Source organism: Enterobacter sp. Res13-Sevr-PEC09-46 (assembly GCF_015672585.1).
Lineage (GTDB): Bacteria > Pseudomonadota > Gammaproteobacteria > Enterobacterales > Enterobacteriaceae > Enterobacter > Enterobacter hormaechei_C.
On sequence record NZ_JADABR010000033.1, the window covers coordinates 179,584 to 195,699 of the forward strand.

The 16,116-nt window shown below is 58.4% G+C and carries 15 protein-coding genes and 1 tRNA gene; 5 read left to right on the top strand and 11 right to left on the bottom strand.

Annotated features, from left to right (window positions below; all coding sequences use genetic code 11):
* Positions 1 to 53: 53 nt before the first annotated feature.
* Positions 54 to 560, bottom strand: a complete 507-nt coding sequence (gene mug, locus IMQ56_RS20845) for a G/U mismatch-specific DNA glycosylase (protein ID WP_017384024.1) — start codon at positions 558 to 560, stop codon at positions 54 to 56.
* A gap of 124 nt (positions 561 to 684) precedes the next feature.
* Between mug and IMQ56_RS20850 the strand changes: the two genes are divergently transcribed.
* Positions 685 to 760, top strand: a tRNA-Ile gene (locus tag IMQ56_RS20850).
* 218 nt (positions 761 to 978) lie between these two features.
* Positions 979 to 2,148 (top strand): molecular chaperone DnaJ, encoded by a 1,170-nt coding sequence (locus IMQ56_RS20855; RefSeq protein ID WP_023295466.1) that lies wholly within the window; start codon positions 979 to 981, stop codon positions 2,146 to 2,148.
* On the opposite strand, the gene IMQ56_RS20860 is transcribed toward IMQ56_RS20855, so the two are convergent.
* Entirely contained in the window at positions 2,149 to 2,913 is a 765-nt protein-coding gene (locus IMQ56_RS20860; RefSeq protein WP_196063902.1) for a siderophore-interacting protein, read from the bottom strand. It abuts the gene before it with no gap.
* A gap of 145 nt (positions 2,914 to 3,058) precedes the next feature.
* On the opposite strand from IMQ56_RS20860, the gene IMQ56_RS20865 reads away from it, so the two are divergent.
* Positions 3,059 to 3,553 carry a PadR family transcriptional regulator gene (locus tag IMQ56_RS20865; protein WP_015571917.1) on the top strand — a complete coding sequence of 165 codons (495 nt, stop codon included), beginning with the start codon at positions 3,059 to 3,061 and terminating at the stop codon, positions 3,551 to 3,553.
* Here IMQ56_RS20865 and IMQ56_RS20870 read toward each other — a convergent pair.
* Entirely contained in the window at positions 3,550 to 5,109 is a 1,560-nt protein-coding gene (locus tag IMQ56_RS20870) for a methyl-accepting chemotaxis protein (RefSeq protein ID WP_032618958.1), read from the bottom strand. The two genes, IMQ56_RS20865 and IMQ56_RS20870, sit on opposite strands and share 4 nt — an antisense overlap.
* A 238-nt stretch (positions 5,110 to 5,347) precedes the next feature.
* Entirely contained in the window at positions 5,348 to 6,868 is a 1,521-nt protein-coding gene (locus tag IMQ56_RS20875; RefSeq protein ID WP_045348131.1) for a PAS domain-containing methyl-accepting chemotaxis protein, read from the bottom strand.
* A gap of 422 nt (positions 6,869 to 7,290) precedes the next feature.
* Here IMQ56_RS20875 and ygjG point away from each other — a divergent pair, with 422 nt between their 5' ends.
* Positions 7,291 to 8,670, top strand: coding sequence for a putrescine aminotransferase (gene ygjG, locus IMQ56_RS20880; protein ID WP_033487684.1), 1,380 nt, complete (start codon positions 7,291 to 7,293; stop codon positions 8,668 to 8,670).
* Between the two features lie 69 nt (positions 8,671 to 8,739).
* Here the strand turns inward: ygjG and IMQ56_RS20885 are convergent, their stop codons facing one another.
* Positions 8,740 to 9,342 carry a helix-turn-helix transcriptional regulator gene (locus IMQ56_RS20885; RefSeq protein ID WP_196063903.1) on the bottom strand — a complete coding sequence of 201 codons (603 nt, stop codon included), beginning with the start codon at positions 9,340 to 9,342 and terminating at the stop codon, positions 8,740 to 8,742.
* A 42-nt stretch (positions 9,343 to 9,384) separates the two neighbouring features.
* Here IMQ56_RS20885 and IMQ56_RS20890 point away from each other — a divergent pair, with 42 nt between their 5' ends.
* Complete coding sequence (locus IMQ56_RS20890) at positions 9,385 to 10,074, top strand: B3/4 domain-containing protein (RefSeq protein WP_017382414.1); 690 nt, start codon at positions 9,385 to 9,387, stop codon at positions 10,072 to 10,074.
* 196 nt (positions 10,075 to 10,270) lie between these two features.
* On the opposite strand, the gene lsrG is transcribed toward IMQ56_RS20890, so the two are convergent.
* Genes lsrG through lsrA form a run of 6 tightly spaced genes read right to left on the bottom strand, consistent with a single transcriptional unit; the run spans position 10,271 to position 15,956 of the window.
* Positions 10,271 to 10,564: a (4S)-4-hydroxy-5-phosphonooxypentane-2,3-dione isomerase gene (gene lsrG / locus IMQ56_RS20895; RefSeq protein WP_047734751.1), complete on the bottom strand. Its 294-nt coding sequence runs from the start codon at positions 10,562 to 10,564 to the stop codon at positions 10,271 to 10,273.
* On the bottom strand, positions 10,561 to 11,448 hold the full coding sequence (gene lsrF / locus IMQ56_RS20900; RefSeq protein WP_196063904.1) for a 3-hydroxy-5-phosphonooxypentane-2,4-dione thiolase: 888 nt from the start codon (positions 11,446 to 11,448) through the stop codon (positions 10,561 to 10,563). The genes lsrG and lsrF overlap by 4 nt, the downstream gene beginning before the upstream one ends.
* A gap of 11 nt (positions 11,449 to 11,459) precedes the next feature.
* Positions 11,460 to 12,461, bottom strand: coding sequence for an autoinducer 2 ABC transporter substrate-binding protein LsrB (gene lsrB / locus IMQ56_RS20905; RefSeq protein ID WP_039269703.1), 1,002 nt, complete (start codon positions 12,459 to 12,461; stop codon positions 11,460 to 11,462).
* A gap of 1 nt (position 12,462) precedes the next feature.
* Complete coding sequence (gene lsrD, locus IMQ56_RS20910; RefSeq protein ID WP_023295478.1) at positions 12,463 to 13,440, bottom strand: autoinducer 2 ABC transporter permease LsrD; 978 nt, start codon at positions 13,438 to 13,440, stop codon at positions 12,463 to 12,465.
* Positions 13,441 to 14,472, bottom strand: coding sequence for an autoinducer 2 ABC transporter permease LsrC (gene lsrC, locus IMQ56_RS20915; RefSeq protein WP_108393942.1), 1,032 nt, complete (start codon positions 14,470 to 14,472; stop codon positions 13,441 to 13,443). It lies immediately after the preceding gene.
* Positions 14,469 to 15,956: an autoinducer 2 ABC transporter ATP-binding protein LsrA gene (gene lsrA / locus IMQ56_RS20920; RefSeq protein WP_032655185.1), complete on the bottom strand. Its 1,488-nt coding sequence runs from the start codon at positions 15,954 to 15,956 to the stop codon at positions 14,469 to 14,471. Before lsrA ends, lsrC begins: the two co-directional genes overlap by 4 nt.
* Between the last annotated feature and the right edge of the window lie 160 nt (positions 15,957 to 16,116).

Genomic DNA, 16,116 nt, shown 5'->3' on the forward strand with positions numbered 1-16,116 from the left:
TTCCCTCTACCTGTGGGAGAGGGTCAGGATGAGGGCATCAAACCGCAGAGGAGCTAAAGCCCCCTCACCACCAGCGCCTCATCCAGTTCCCGATACGCCTCCACCAGCTTGTCCAGCGTCGCCCTGTTCAGCCCACTCGGGTTCGGCAGCACCCACACCTGCGTTACGCCAATGGTAATGTTCTGCTTACCCCAGCTGGCGCCGCGCTGGCTGAACGCCTGCTCGTAGGCCTGCTTGCCGAGGATCGCCAGCGCCGCGGGCTGATAGTCTTCAATTTTCGCGATCAGCTCACGTCCGCCAGCGCGCAGCTCATGCAGATTCACTTCGCTCGCCTGCACCGTGGGTCGCTCGACCAGCATGGTGATGCCACAGCGCGTATCCAGCAGCTGCTGCTCTTCTTCCGGCTTAAGCTGTTTGTCGGTAAATCCGGCCTGGTGGATCACCTTCCAGAAGCGATTTCCCGGATGAGCAAAGTGAAAACCGGTGTGCGCCGATGACTTACCCGGATTGATACCGCAGAACACCACCCGCAGGCCAGGGGCCAGAATATCGTTGATCATCTCTACTCCTGTCTATGCATCTTAAGATAAGTATAAAGGATTGATTATGCGTTGTTTATAAAAACAGCAGGCAGGTGTGAATGGCTGGATTGCTGAGGGGAGTTACTTTATAATTCACCGCCACGGCCCCTTAGCTCAGTGGTTAGAGCAGGCGACTCATAATCGCTTGGTCGCTGGTTCAAGTCCAGCAGGGGCCACCAAATTTTAGCTTTATAATCATCCAGTTAAGCCACTCGATTGAGTGGCTTTTTTGTAAGTAATCCACCACACGTAGCCCGGCCTGCCGCTTCCCCTCACAAACCCTAAAAACTAAAGAAATCCCCCATCGCGCCGATCATCATCCGTGTGTATTATTTCCTGTAGCTTTTACAACAACTAACCTTAACTCAAATACTTAAGCGCCAGAGCGGAAGGCATCATGAGCACACCGATCAAACGGCTAGAAATCATTAAAAATGCCATTGAGCTGGAAGATGACGACATCATCCGGAGCCAGCTGAAACGTCTCAAAGAGGAAGCCTTTGACGATGATCTCCTGTCCATCGTCGCGGCGCTTGAGCAGAAAAACTACACCGCAGCCCTTCGCGCTATCACCGCCTGGCTGCAAAGCCAGCGCGCCGTTACCCCGTGGCGTGACCCACAGCTGGCGGCCAGCAAGCTGGAGCTGAAAGCCCTGGAAGAGCGTCTGCGCGATCTGATTGATCGCCGTAACGCCCGGGTACAGCAGCTAGATGAGTTCAACGATCTCTATTTCTCCCGCCTCGGGCCGTTGATGCAGCAGATCCTCGCCCTGCGTAAAACGCTGGCGGAGCTTAACCTGCGTCGTCAGCAGGCGGAGACGCGTCGTCGGGAAGAGGATTACCGCCGCTGCCAGGACTATATGGCGCAGGCCGTAGAGGTTCTGACAACGCTCACCCGGCGCTGGCGAGATCTGCCTGCGGATTCCGTTCAGGCGGCAGAGGCGCGCAAACATCTTCAGCAGCAAAGCAATCTGATTGCCAACCTGCTGGCCGAAGCAATGGAGCTGGAGACCGGTTTAACGCGTGAAGAAGAGCCGGCACGTCAGGCGCGCGATGAGGCCAACGAAGAGTACAAGAAGTATCGCGAACAGCATCATGATGCCGAAGTTCGCCTGCGTAAAGGCAAGGATCTCTCTGAAGAGGATCGGAACGAGCTGAAGCGGCTCTGGCGTCAGGCGAGCAAGCTATGCCACCCGGATCTGGTTGCCGATGATTTAAAAGAGGAGGCCAACAGGATGATGGTGCAACTCAACCAGGCCAAACAGCGCGGCGACGTGAAGGCCATTCGCTCGCTGGTCGCCCGTCTGCAACAAGGATTCGAACCGATGATGGCAAGCGACAGACTGAACGACCTGGAACGTATTCGCAAAAAGATGGCGCAGGTGCGTGAGCAAATCGACACCCTGGTGAACGAGCTGGCAGAGCTGGAGAAGGAAGAGTCCTGGCTGCTCGTCTCGTCGCTCAGCAATATGGAAGCCTACTTTGCCCAGCAGGAGAAAGCGCTGAAAGAGGTATGCGCCTCGCTCGAACATCAGGTGAGCGAAGCGCAGCTGGATCCCGCTGCCTGATTATTTGGCGTGCCAGTACGCGCTGGCACGCACCAGCTGCGGGTCAATTGCGTCGGTTTCAAACTGACGGCTCAGGCGTTTCACCACCTTCCCCTCTCCGGTCAGCCAGATAAAGTAATCCTCTTCCGGCACGGCCAGCGCTGCAAGATGGTCGGCCACCGCCTGCTCGTTGTGGCCGATAACCCAGGTGATGTTGAACCCGCTCAGGTGCGCCAGATAGTCCTTATACGCCGCATCGCCCACGGTGACGATGGCGTGGATCGCCGGGCGAACAGGCAGTTTTGCGATGCCTTCTAAACGGCGGCGCAGCGCGGGCATCCCCGACTCGTCGCACACGTACAGCTGCCAGGCGTAATCTTCCGGCACCACCAGCGAACCGCGCGGCCCGCCGATGGTCAGCTTGTCGCCCACCTTAGCCTCTACCGCCCAGTTGCTGGCAATGCCGCCATCATGAACGAAGAAATCGAGCGCCAGCTCATGTTTTTCGTCATCGTACAGCGGGGTATAGTCACGCGCCTGCGGACGCACGCCGTCGCCCCAGTCGATGCCTTCATCGGTCACCACAGGCGGCACGAAAGTGGTGCCCGGTGCCGGGAAAAAGACTTTGGTATGGTCGTCAAAGCCGCGAGAGCTAAAGCCCTCCAGCGCCTCGCCGCCTAGCACAATGCGCTGAAATCCTGCGCTGACTCGCTCAGTGCGCAGCACGTTCAGCTCACGAAAACGCAGGTCATTGCGGACACGTTGAGGGTAACGGGTAGATGCCATGTTGATGCCCTTCTCAGGTGAATACGATATATCGGAATGAATTTTTAATGATAATGATTGCTATTAACTAAGAAATCAAGATTTTTTAGATTACATCTGAATATATCTTAGATATAGTTTAGATATATCAAATTGAGGGAAAAACATGCGACACGAACACGACGGCGGCGGACGCCGGCCACGATTTTTTGGTCATGGCGATTTGCGGCTGGTGATCCTGGATATCCTGACCCGCAACGCGAGCCATGGTTACGAGCTGATCAAAGAGATCGAAAACCTGACGCAGGGACATTACACGCCTAGCCCTGGCGTGATCTATCCGACGCTGGATTACTTGCAGGATCAGGCGCTTATCACCATTACCGAAGAAGAGAACGGCCGTAAGCGGATTGCGATTAACGCCGCCGGAGAACAGTGGCTGGATGACAACCGGGAACAGCTGGAGCAGATCCAGACGCGTATCAAGGCGCGCTCCGTCGGTTTCCAGCTGCGCAAAAACCCGCAGATGAAGCGGGCGCTGGATAACTTCAAAGCGGTTCTGGATCTGAAGGTTAATCAGGGAGAGCTCAGCGACGCGCAGTTGAAACAGATTATCGGCGTGATTGACCGCGCGGCGCTGGAGATCTCCCAGCTGGATTAAGCCAGCACGCCGTCGCTCACGCGGAACACGCGAACCAGCTCTTTCAGGTGCATCGCCTGTTCGTTAAGGGATGCCGCCGCCGCAACGGACTCCTCCACCAGCGCGGAGTTCTGCTGGGTGGTGGCGTCTATCAGACCAATCGCGCTGTTGATCTGCGAGATGCCTTCCGTCTGTTCGTGGCTGGCCTGGCGAATCTCACGCAGGATTACGTCCATCTCCTCCACGTTGCCGACCATACCGTTGATAAGCCCGCTGGCCTTCTCCACAAGGTTCATGCCGTCCTGCGTCTGGCTTGTGGAGCTTTCAATCAGCTGGCGGATCTCACTCGCAGATGTTGCACTTTTCTGCGCGAGCTGGCGTACCTCGCCCGCCACCACCGCAAAGCCACGACCATGCTCACCCGCGCGCGCCGCTTCGACCGCCGCGTTCAGCGCCAGAATATTAGTCTGGAAGGCAATGGCGTCGATCAGGTCGATAATGTCGGACATCCTGTTCGATGTTTCGTTAATCAGGCGCATCTTGCTGGTGACCTGCTTCATCATCTCGCCGTTGTTTTTGACCACGGCAGCCGCATCGGCAGACAGGTTCGTCGCTTCTCCGGTGTGGGACGCGGTGTTCTTCACCGTAGCGGTGATCTGCTCCATCGACGCGGCCGTTTGTTCAACGGAACTGGCCTGCTCCTCCGTGCGGGCAGCCAGATCCTGGTTTCCCGCGACAATCTGCGCGGCGGCGCTGGAGATGTTTTCCGATCCGGTTTGCACCTGCTGCACAATCTCCAGCAGGCGCGTTTTCATCTCCATCAGTGCGGTGAGTAGCAGTCCGGTTTCATCTTTACCGTGCGAGATAATGCTGCCGGTGAGATCGCCATCGGCAATGGCCTCCGCAAAATTCACCGCGTCGTTCAGCGGTCGGGTAATGGATCGCACAATGAACCAGCCAGTCAGGCTGGCTGCCGCGACGCTGAAAAGCGTAATCAGGACCAGCAGGAGACGATTGGTGCGGAAATCGCCTTCCACCTGCTCGCCCGCACTCTGCATTTCATGGTCCTGGATCGCAATCAGCGCCTGCACTTTCGCTTTATAGGACTGTTGCAGATTCAGGGTGTTGGTCATCATTTCGTTTATCGCGCCCGCACGGTCGTTATTCTGCACGGCCTGCAAAATGCGGTAGCGCGAGTCAAGATATTGCTGGCGTACGCCGTGGATATCGGCCAGCACCTGTTGGGATTTTTTATCCTTGAGAGCGTTGTCCAGCTCGCTCAGGATTGAGGAGATGCGCTCGCTGATCGCCTTCAGACGCTGCTCTGATTGCGCCGTGTACGTCCCCTGTTCGTCCAGCAGCATGAGCTGCTGCGTGCTTATAAATTCCTGGAAGTTGTCGATTAACTGGTTCGCTTTTACCGTCGTTGGATAGTCGCTGGTAAGGATGGTTTGCATTCCATTGTTTGCCCGATTCAGGCTCATCAGAGACAAGCTTGCGCTGACGACCATCAGGACAATAAATAATCCAAACGCCAGAAATAATTTCGTGCCGATCTTTACGTCATGTATGAACATATTTACCCCATCGATGTGATTATTTCTCAGACGATCGCTGTTATCGACAGGAAACACGCTAACTTTATGACTTTGATCGTTTTTTTATTTTTCACTATCAATGAATCTGGATTGTAACAATTAAAAACCGGGTGCTTTTTTTAGTTACTTAATATTTCATTAACAACATAACTTATTCTGAAAACAAAAAAGCCGTTTACCCCGGAGGAATAAACGGCTTTATCGAAGCATGCATTTCTTAATGCAGCACGGTAACCGCATCTTCAAGGCGTCCGGCCCGGTGCTTAACCATCGCGGAAATCTGCGCGCTCTCTTCGACCAGGTCAGCATTTTTCTGCGTAATGCTGTCCAGCTCTGCCACGGCACGGGTCAGCTCTGTCAGGCCTGTCGCCTGCTCTGAGGTGGCGTGACTGATCTGCGCGATGAGCTGCGTGACGTTTTTCACCTGCTCGACAATATCATCCATAGTACGTCCCGCGGCGTGGACCTGATCGGCGCCCGACTGCACTTTGCTGGCGCTGGCGTCGATCAGCTTGCGAATATCGTTAGCCGCGTTCGCGCTGCGGCTGGCAAGATGACGCACTTCGCCCGCCACCACCGCAAAGCCTTTACCCTGCTCACCTGCGCGTGCCGCCTCAACCGCGGCGTTCAGCGCCAGAATATTGGTCTGGAAGGCGATGTCATTGATAAGCGAGGTAATAGAGCCAATGCGCTGGGTACTGTCGGCAATGTCATCCATGGTTTTCACCACGGTCTGCATCACGGTGCCCCCCTGCGTGGCCGCGCTGCTGGCGGCCATCGATAGCTTGTCGACTTCGGCTGCGGTCTCAGAGTTACTCTGCACCGACGCCGCCATCTGGTTCATTGTTGCCACGGTCTGCTGCACGTTAGCCACGGTCTGGCGCGTGCGGTCGTTGAGATCTTCATTGCCCTGCGCCAGCCTGTCGCTGCCGTCGCGCACGCTCACCACCTGGCTGGAGACGTCGTTGATCAGCCAGCGGCACATCAGCCCCAGCTGTCCGACGGCCCGCAGCGTTAGCCCCAGTTCATCGCTGCGGTTAAGATGCTGCACGCTGTTACGCTCTCCGGTAGCGACCCTGAGCGCCTGCCGTGCGACGTTTTCCACCGGGCGGACAATCTGTTGCTCAAACACCAGGGTGCCAAGCAGCATCACCACGGCTGCCGCCGCCAGCGAAGCCCAGCCCGCGGCACTGGCAACCAGCGTTGCGGCCATCACTGCGAAAAGTACCGCCATTACGCTACGCACGCGCCAGCGCAGCGGCATCGCCGGTAATTTGCCGAGCCAGCCTTTGCGTACCACCAGCCCTTTATGAATGCGTTTTTTGCAGCGTCCTTCGTTGAGCGCCTTATAAAGCGGCTCCACCGCGGCGACCTCGTCCTGCGTGGCGCGGGTACGAATGGACATATAGCCCGTCATCTGGCCGTTACGCACCATTGGTACCGCATTGGCACGTACCCAATAGTGATCGCCATTTTTACGTCGGTTTTTGACAATCCCGCTCCAGGGTTCGCCCTTTTGCAGCGTGTACCACATGTCGGCAAAAGCCGCTTTCGGCATATCCGGATGACGCACAATGTTGTGCGGTTGCCCGAGCAGCTCCTGGAGCGTAAAGCCGCTCACTTGCACAAAGGTGTCGTTAGTGTGGGTCATGTAGCTGTGGAGGTCGGTGGTCGACATAAGCGTGGTGTCATCGTCCAGCGGATATTCATTCTGGGTGACATAGTCAGGAGAGGACATAGTGAGCATCCCTTGCAGGTTATTTGAATGTTAATTTTGTGGCTTATGTTTTTTCGGCGATAAAAAATTTATCTTTAGTTGTTAAATATGATTGAGATCGCAAATCTCGGTTAAACCGCACTTTTCGTACGTTTTTCTAATTAATTGATTTAAAATACTTTCGGCATGAAACTACCTACAAAGCATGATACCCCGGTGCACACTTAAGGCGCATTCCCTGCCCTGGAGCAGTGCAATTGACGACACCCCATCCCCGGCTCGTTATCCCTTATCCCGTGCGGCGCGCGATGGCATGATTAAATATTGTGCAACTTTGATTTCACCTGGCGTTTATCCCGATTTTTGTTAAGGCATCTGAGGTGGCGTAATCCCTGCAATACTTAACTCAGTATCATGTGATACGCGATCCCCGGGAGCATATTTTGAACAGGTTACCTTCCAGCGCCTCGGCTCTTGCCTGTACCGCGCACGCACTGAATCTCATTGAGAAGCGAACGCTCGATCATGAGGAGATGAAACAACTTAACCGTGAGGTCATTGATTACTTTAAGGAGCATGTGAATCCAGGTTTTCTGGAGTATCGCAAATCTGTTACCGCCGGCGGGGATTACGGAGCCGTAGAGTGGCAAGCGGGAAGTCTGAACACGCTTGTCGACACCCAGGGACAGGAATTTATCGATTGCCTGGGGGGTTTTGGTATTTTCAACGTGGGGCACCGTAATCCAGTTGTGGTTTCCGCCGTACAGAATCAACTTGCGAAACAACCTCTCCATAGCCAGGAACTGCTCGATCCGCTTCGCGCCATGCTCGCGAAAACGCTGGCAGCCTTAACGCCCGGTAAGCTGAAGTACAGCTTCTTTAGCAACAGCGGCACGGAATCGGTCGAAGCGGCGATTAAACTCGCCAAAGCGTACCAGTCGCCGCGCGGGAAATTCACCTTTATCGCCACCAGCGGCGCGTTCCACGGGAAATCCCTGGGCGCTCTGTCGGCGACCGCTAAATCTACCTTCCGCAAACCGTTTATGCCGCTGCTGCCGGGCTTCCGCCACGTGCCATTTGGCGACATCAACGCCATGCGCACCGTGCTGAGTGAATGCCGTAAAACCGGCGACGACGTGGCGGCGGTGATCCTGGAGCCGATTCAGGGTGAAGGCGGCGTGATCCTCCCGCCGCAGGGCTATCTGCCCGCCGTGCGTCAACTGTGCGATGAGTTTGGCGCGCTGCTGATCTTCGACGAAGTGCAGACCGGGATGGGGCGCACCGGCAAGATGTTCGCCTGCGAACACGAGAACGTTCAGCCGGACATTCTGTGCCTGGCGAAAGCGCTCGGTGGCGGCGTGATGCCGATTGGCGCAACGGTCGCCACTGAGGAGGTCTTCTCGGTGCTGTTCGACAACCCGTTCCTGCACACCACCACCTTCGGCGGTAACCCGCTGGCCTGCGCGGCGGCGCTGGCGACCATCAACGTGCTGCTGGAGCAAAACCTGCCTGCGCAGGCGGAGCAGAAAGGCGACATGCTGCTGGACGGCTTCCGTCAGCTGGGCCGGGAATATCCGGATCTGGTACAGGATGCGCGCGGGAAAGGGATGCTGATGGCGATTGAGTTCGTTGATAACGAAACCGGTTATAGCTTCGCAAGCGAGATGTTCCGCCAGCGGGTACTGGTGGCCGGCACGCTCAACAACTCGAAAACCATCCGCATTGAGCCACCGTTGACGCTTACCATTGAGCAGTGTGAGCAGGTGCTGAAGGCGGCGCGTAAAGCGCTGGCGGCGCTGCGGGTGAGTGTGGAAGAGGCGTAAAAAACGCCGGGTGGCGCTACGCTTACCCGGCCTACAACATACTGCATATGCACGCCGCCGGGCTGCTTTTTATCGGTGAAACTCCGCCACCGTCATAGTGAAGCGAAGCACGGTATCGCCTTCATTGGTATAGCCGTGCGCCGCTTCCGTTTTCGCCACCGCCGACGCGCCAGCATTAACCTGTGCCACCGTCTCGTCCACCGTCAGGGTTAATACGCCTTCGTTCACGTGCAGCAGCTCAAACGTTCCCGCCGGATGCCCCGGAGAGGTGAACGTCTCCCCCGGATGCATCTCCCACTGCCACAGCTCAATCATGTCCGGGCCTGTGGTGCCTGCCAGCAGTCTGGCGTAACCGCCCTGTGCGCCCTGCCACAGAACCGGGATCGCCTCTTCCTGAATAATGTGTACCTGCGGCTCGCTGGAGACGTTAACGATGTCTGCCACCGAGACGCCAAGCGCGGCGGCCAGTTTGCACAGAATGGCAATGCTGGGGTTGGCAGCCCCTTTTTCGATCTCCACCAGCATGCCTTTGCTGACGCTGGCGCGGCGGGAAAGCTCGTCCAGCGACAGCTTTTTCTCTTTCCGCCAGCTGCGGATACGGTTCGCCACGGCCAGGCTTACCTGGGCAACATCGGCGCCCGCATCGGTCATTATATTGACTTTATCAGTCATTGGTCACTACCATGGTATAAAACAGTCAATACAGGATTATTTATGTCTCTTCTAACACCGTCAATAGATTCGCGACTTGTCGGGATCGCGCCCGGCTTTCGGGCACTGAGCATTCTGGTTGAAGCTGCCCCGATTACCCAACCGGAGGTTGCGCCCGCTGCGCTGGCGCAGGCCTGCCAGCAGATGCTCAATGATGATGTGCCCTGGGCAGAAAATCATCTCGCCGCCTGGGATGAGGTGTTTAAAGCCTTTGGTGCAAAACCCAAACGTACGCCCTGCTCGGCCTCGGCCCTGCGCAAGCGCGTGATGAGAGACGGTTCGCTGCCGCCGCTCGACCCGGTGGTGGATGTCTATAATGCCATCAGTATCCGCTACGCTATTCCGGTAGGGGGAGAAAATCTGGCGGCTTACTCGGGAGCGCCGCGCCTGACGCTGGCCGACGGCAGCGAGCCGTTTGATACCTTTAAAGAAGGTGAGCCGGTTGTAGAAAATCCGGAGCCAGGCGAAGTTATCTGGCGTGACGATCTCGGCGTCACCTGCCGCCGCTGGAACTGGCGACAGGGGGTACGCACGCGTCTGGACAGCCAGGCGCAGTCCATGTGGTTTATTCTCGAAAGCCTGCCGTCGATGCCGCTGGCGGCATTACAGGAAGCTGGCGATGAGCTGGTGAGCAATCTGCAAAAGCTGATGCCGGGCGCGACTGCGCGTATTCAGTTGCTGGAGCTGGCGTGAACAACGCCGGGTGGCGCTTCGCTTACCCGGCCTACAAAATCAACCCCCCCGTACCCGTAGGCCCGGTAAGCGTTAGCGCCACCGGGCAAATACCGCACCATCTCGCCCCCGTAGGCCCGGTAAGCGCAGCGCCACCGGGCAAACACCGCACCATCCCCCGTAGGCCCGGTAAGCGCAGCGCCACCGGGCAAAGCCGCTACTCCGGCAACAACCCGACAAAACTGCGTTTTTTGCGCGGCTCCGACATCAATTCCTCAAGCTTGTCCACGCACGCCAGATAGTGCGGGGTTTGCTTATGCGCCAGCACCGCCGCTTCGTCTTTATAGGCTTCGTAGATAAAGAAGCGGGTTTTCACCCGCGGGTCCTGCAAGACATCAAAGCGCAGGTTTCCCGGCTCCTTGATGGCCCCCTCGTGGTTGGCGCGAAATACCTCCAGAAACTCGTCTACCCGCTCGGGTTTAATATTAATCTCCACCAGCGTCACGTTCATTTTGCTTCTCCCTGTTTCTCTTCCTGCCAGAACTGGAACGCCTCCCGGGCGCTCATGTTCTCGTGAACGACTTTCTTCACCGCCTTCAGCATGGCGAGCGGCGCGCTGGACTGGAAGATGTTGCGCCCCATGTCCACGCCGGATGCGCCCTGGTCGATCGCGCGCCAGCACATCTCCAGCGCCTCGTGCTCTGGCAGCTTTTTGCCCCCTGCGATGACAATCGGCACCGGGCAGCTGGCGGTCACTTTTTCAAAGCCCTCGTCCACGTAATAGGTTTTGACGAACTGCGCCCCCATTTCGGCGGCGATGCGGCTGGCAAGCGAGAAATAGCGCGCGTCACGCGCCATCTCTTTCCCCACGCCCGTCACCGCCAGCGTCGGCATGCCGTAGCGCGCCCCCGCGTCCACCAGCCTGATGATGTTGTTGATCGACTGATGTTCAAATTCGCTGCCGATATAGACCTGCGCCGCCACCGCGCAGACGTTCAGGCGCAGGGCGTCCTCCATCGCCACCGCCACGCACTCGTTGGACAGCTCGCCCAGAATCGAGTTACCGCCGGAGGCGCGCAGCACCACCGGTTTGTTCGTCGCGGCAGGTACCTGGCTCCTGAGGATGCCGCGGGTACACATCAGCACGTCGGTCTCACCAAACAGCGGCGCGATGGAGAGGTCGATACGCTCAAGACCGGTGGTCGGCCCCTGAAAGTAGCCGTGGTCAAAGGCCAGCATCACCGTGCGGTTGCTCTGCGGATTGAAGATGCGCGCAAGCCTCGACTGCATGCCCCAGTCCAGCGAGCCGCAGCCCTTCAGGGTGTACGGCACATTCTGCTGCGGCGTGCCGATGCCAAAATCCTTGCCGTCTTTGATGTCATCTAAATCAGCCATTTGCTCCCCCGTCAGAAATCGTATTTGCTGATGTTCTCTTTGGTGAACACCACCCGCTCCGGCAGCAGCACGATGCCGTTGCCCTTCGCCTCATACTGGTAGCCCTGCACGCTGTTCGGCTCGACCTTCAGCGTCCCGATATCTTTCACGTCGACGCTGTCGCCAGGGTTAAGATCGCCTTTTTTCAGTAAACGATCGGCGACATTGACCGCAATTTTGCCCTGTTGCACCACATCCCACAGGCCGAAGGCTTTCACCGTGCCGCGCTCAACGTACGGGCGCATCACGTTCGGCGTGCTGAAGCCGACAATCGCCACCCCTTCCCGTTTCAGGTTTTCCGCCGCCTGTGCCGCGGCTGGCAGGGCGTTGGCGTCCGGGGCGATGATCGCATCCAGATCCGGATAGGCTTTTAAGATCCCTTCGGCGGTTTGCAGAGATTTGGTGGCATCGTTATAGCCAAACTGGGTGGTGACGACCTGCCACTGAGGATGATCTTTCTCGATTTTGGCCTTTGCCTCTTTCACCCACTGGTTCTGGTCGGTAACGGTCGGGCTGGAGTAGAAGAACGCCACTTTCGCGTTCGGTTTGGTGACCTGCTTGCCCGCCATGTCCACCAGCAGGCCGCCGAGCTGTTCCGGCGTTCCCTGGTTGATGTAGATGCTGCGGCACTCCGGTTTGGTGTCGGAATCCCAGGTCAGGACCTTGACTCCGCGCTGCATCGCGCGCTTCAGTGCCGGGCAGAGGCCGTCCGGCGACACGGCGGAGACGATAATGGCGTTATAGCCCTGGTTGACGAAGTTATTGATCAGCTGCACCTGGCCGGAGACGCTCGGCTCGGTCGGGCCGTCGTAGGTCACGTCCACGCCGAGATCTTTCCCCGCCTCTTTCGCGCCGTTGCCGCCGCTGGTGAAGAATCCCACGCCTACCAGTTTCGGGATAAAGGCAATGCGGTCCGCCGCCTGCGCCGAAGCGAAGCTGAGGGCCATTGCCAGGACGAATAGTTTTGTTTTCATCTTACGCTCCGGATAGTTTTCTGAAGAGAGAACGCACCCATTCGCGGTGCAGACTCAGCGAACGTCCCATCACCACCACAACCAGCAGCGCCCCTGACAGCGCGCTCGACACCTGGTTGGGGATGCCGACCATCTGTAAACCCTGTTGCAGGTACCCCACCAGCAACGCCGCCAGCGCCGTACCGACAACCGAACCTGACCCGCCGTAGATATTGGCCCCGCCGAGTACGGCGGCGGTGAGGGCTGGCATCAGTAAATCACGCCCCAGATCCGAGCGCGCGGAACCGAAATAGGAAACCATCACCAGCGCGGCAACCGCCGAGGCTACCCCCACCAGGCCGTACAGCGCGTACGGCATGCCGTTCACCGACAGCGCCGCATAGCGCGCCGCACGCGGATTCTGGCCGATTAAAAACAGATGCCGACCAAAGCGCCCGCGGTGGGTAATCAGCCAGAAGAAAGCGGTAATCACCGCGAACAGCACCAGCGGGATCGGCAGGCCCACCACCGTGAGGTTAGCGAAGGCGGTGAAGCTATCCGGGAAGCCGCCGATCCCCTCATAGCCCGTCGCCCCCGCCATGCCGGAGAGCAGCAGCGCCCCGCCGCCGTAGAGGTAGAGCGTGCCGAGGGTAATGACCAACGGGCTGATGCCGGTGTAGTGGATCAGCGCCGCATTCACCAGCCCGCACAGCAGGCCGAGCAGCAGCGTCAGAGGGATGGCAACCGCCATCGGCCACCCCGCCTGCATCATCACCCCCAGCGCGATGGCGCACAGGCCGATGGTTGAGCCGAGGGAAATATCGATCCCGCCGCTGATAATCACAAGCGTAAGCGGCAGCGCCACGATGCCAATGCAGATAAAGTCGCTGGTGCTGAACAGCAGCATGTTGATATCAAGCATGCGCGGGTTGATGGCGCCAAAGAGCAGGATCTCCAGCACCAGTAAAATCAGCAGCGCGCTTTCCCAGTTAAGCCTCATTTACGCCACCTCTTTTTTGCGTTTGGGAAACGGGGTAACGTGCTTTCCCCCTTTGTTACCCGGCTGGAAACGGCTGTATTTCAGCGCCCGCTGATGCCGTGAGAGCGCCTGACGCAGCCGCCCGTCGAGCACCAGCACACCCAGCAGCACCAGCCCGGCGATAAAGTCGTTCCACCACGCCGGGAGCCTGAACAGCACCAGCACGGTATCGATTTGGGTGAGGAAGAATGCTCCCAGCAGAGCACCGATCAGCGTGCCCGTGCCGCCCAGCAGTGAAATGCCACCGAGCACGCAGGCGGCGATGGCTTTCATCTCCAGCCCGCTGCCGGTCTGGTTGGGCACAAAGCCAATCTGCGCGGCAAACACGATCCCGGCGCAGGCCGCCAGAATGCCGTTCAGGGTAAAGGCGATCATGCGGGTGCGGTTCACCGCCACGCCCAGCTGGCGCGCGGCGGCGAGGTTATCCCCCACGGCGTAAAAATCACGTCCAAAGGCGGTGCGCGACAGCGTCCACGCGCCGATGGCCGCGATAATCAACACCAGCATGCCGAGCGGCGAAATGCCGACGGCGGCGGGCTCAGAGAGAGATTTCAGCCCCGGCGGCAGCCCTTCTATCCACTTCCCGCCGGTCCACAGCAGCATCGCCCCACGATACAGCCCCAGCGTGCCGAGGGTGGCGACAATCGCCGGAATGCGCAGGCCCACCACCAGAAAACCGTTGAACGCCCCCGCCAGCGCGCCGATCGACAGCGCGAAGAGAATGGAAACGGGCAGGCTGTAGCCGCTGTTCAGCGCCACGCCGACGGCAATAGCGGAAAGCCCGACGGTGGAGCCGACGGAGACGTCAATATTGCGGGTCAGCATCACCAGCGCCGCGCCGATGGCCAGCAGGATCAGGATCTGCGAGCTGGCGAAGATCATCCCCAGCGTCTGTAAGCTCAGGTAGGACGGGTTCAGCGCCACCAGCACGGCGAACAGCGCCAGAATGGCGAGAAACGCGCTCAGCTCGCGGTTTTTCAGTAAGATCTTCATGATTGCCCTCCAAACGCCAGCGCCATCATCCGGTCGAGGCTGACGGCCTGGCGCGGCAGCTCGCCGCTGAGTACGCCCTGATGCATTACCAGCACCCGATCCGCGAGGCCGGGAAACTCATCGAGATCGCTTGAGATCATCAGCACCGCCACGTTCTGCGCCGCCACGCTTTTCAGCAGCTGATAAATATCAGCGCGCGCCGATACGTCCACGCCGCGCGTCGGTTCATCGACGATCAGCAGCAACGGATTGGCCTCAAGACAGCGCGCCAGCAGCACCTTCTGCTGATTACCACCGGAGAGCGTGCGCACGGTTTGATCCGCATGGTTGAGCTTGATCCCCAGCGCCCGGTGATAGCGTTCCACTACCGCAGACTCCCGCTTTCGCTGCTGCCAGAGCGACGGCTCGTTCAGCGCCACGGTGTTCCAGCGGATCGGCGCGTCGAGAAACAGGCCGGACACCTGCCTGTCTTCCGGCAGATAGACCAGCCCTTTTTGCAGGCGTGAACTGACCGGATCGGCGGTGATCTCCTGGCTCTCCAGCCACACCCGCCCGCCGCGAACCGGACGCAGGCCGTAGAGCGTTTCGGCAAACTCGGTGCGCCCGGACCCCACCAGCCCGGCCAGACCGACAATCTCCCCGGCGTAAATCTCAAGGCTGAGATCGATAAAGCCCTCCCCGGTGAGCGCTTCCACGCGCAGCACGGGAAAATCCTGCGCCTGGGTGCGGCGGTTGCCCGGCAGCGCCAGCCACAGCTTTTGCGTATCGCTCAGGGATGCTTCCCGGCTTACCGGCGTCATGGCGGCGATCAGGGCGTTATCGTCAAAATGCGCAGTTTCGCCGCTGAGCACCACCGCGCCGTCGCGCATCACTGAGACGTGACTCGCCAGCTGTCGAATCTCCGGCAGCTTATGCGAGATAAAAACAATCCCGACGCCAAGATCCTGCAAGGCGCGGATCTGGCGAAACAGCCGTTCGGTTTCACCGGGCGTCAGCGAGGCCGTGGGTTCATCAAGGATCAGAATTCTGGCGTTGCGCATCAGCCCGCGCAGGATCTCCACCATCTGCTGGTCTGCCACCTCGAGGGTGCTGGCGGTAGCGTCGAGGTTAAGCTGGCATTGCAGCTGCCGGAGTTTTTCCGCCAGGCGTTTTTCCCGATCGCGCTCTCGCGGCAGACGAAACAGGATGTTTTCCCGCACCGTCAGGTTGGGAAATAGCAGCGGCTCCTGCGGCACCAGATAAATGCCTAACCTGTGCGCCTGCGCCGGGGTAAGCCGTGCAAAAGACTCACCCGCCACCGAAAGTTCACCGCTATCCGGGGTTTCTACCCCGGCGATGATCTTCATCAGCGTCGATTTTCCCGCGCCGTTACCGCCCATCAGCGCATGCACCTGCCCCGCAAGCAGCGTGAAATCAATGCCTTTTAAGACCGGTACGCCTGAAAACTGCTTGCTGATATCACGCGCGTCGAGAAGTGGTGTCATCATCGCTCCGCTATTGAACAAATGATTTTTAGATTTAATAATGTTCAAAAGCGTAGACGGTGAACTATATTTACAACCGTGCAGGGATCACAGTTTTATCGATTGAGATTCAGATAAAGCGGAAACGATCGAAAAGATCCGTTTTGTCGCGTGGCTCACA

Coding starts and splice junctions, on each gene's coding strand:
- mug (WP_017384024.1), bottom strand. CDS start 560: ATGATCAACGATATTCTGGCCCCTGGCCTGCGGGTGGTGTTCTGCGGT.
- IMQ56_RS20855 (WP_023295466.1), top strand. CDS start 979: ATGAGCACACCGATCAAACGGCTAGAAATCATTAAAAATGCCATTGAG.
- IMQ56_RS20860 (WP_196063902.1), bottom strand. CDS start 2,913: ATGGCATCTACCCGTTACCCTCAACGTGTCCGCAATGACCTGCGTTTT.
- IMQ56_RS20865 (WP_015571917.1), top strand. CDS start 3,059: ATGCGACACGAACACGACGGCGGCGGACGCCGGCCACGATTTTTTGGT.
- IMQ56_RS20870 (WP_032618958.1), bottom strand. CDS start 5,109: ATGTTCATACATGACGTAAAGATCGGCACGAAATTATTTCTGGCGTTT.
- IMQ56_RS20875 (WP_045348131.1), bottom strand. CDS start 6,868: ATGTCCTCTCCTGACTATGTCACCCAGAATGAATATCCGCTGGACGAT.
- IMQ56_RS20885 (WP_196063903.1), bottom strand. CDS start 9,342: ATGACTGATAAAGTCAATATAATGACCGATGCGGGCGCCGATGTTGCC.
- IMQ56_RS20890 (WP_017382414.1), top strand. CDS start 9,385: ATGTCTCTTCTAACACCGTCAATAGATTCGCGACTTGTCGGGATCGCG.
- lsrG (WP_047734751.1), bottom strand. CDS start 10,564: ATGAACGTGACGCTGGTGGAGATTAATATTAAACCCGAGCGGGTAGAC.
- lsrF (WP_196063904.1), bottom strand. CDS start 11,448: ATGGCTGATTTAGATGACATCAAAGACGGCAAGGATTTTGGCATCGGC.
- lsrB (WP_039269703.1), bottom strand. CDS start 12,461: ATGAAAACAAAACTATTCGTCCTGGCAATGGCCCTCAGCTTCGCTTCG.
- lsrD (WP_023295478.1), bottom strand. CDS start 13,440: ATGAGGCTTAACTGGGAAAGCGCGCTGCTGATTTTACTGGTGCTGGAG.
- lsrC (WP_108393942.1), bottom strand. CDS start 14,472: ATGAAGATCTTACTGAAAAACCGCGAGCTGAGCGCGTTTCTCGCCATT.
- lsrA (WP_032655185.1), bottom strand. CDS start 15,956: ATGACACCACTTCTCGACGCGCGTGATATCAGCAAGCAGTTTTCAGGC.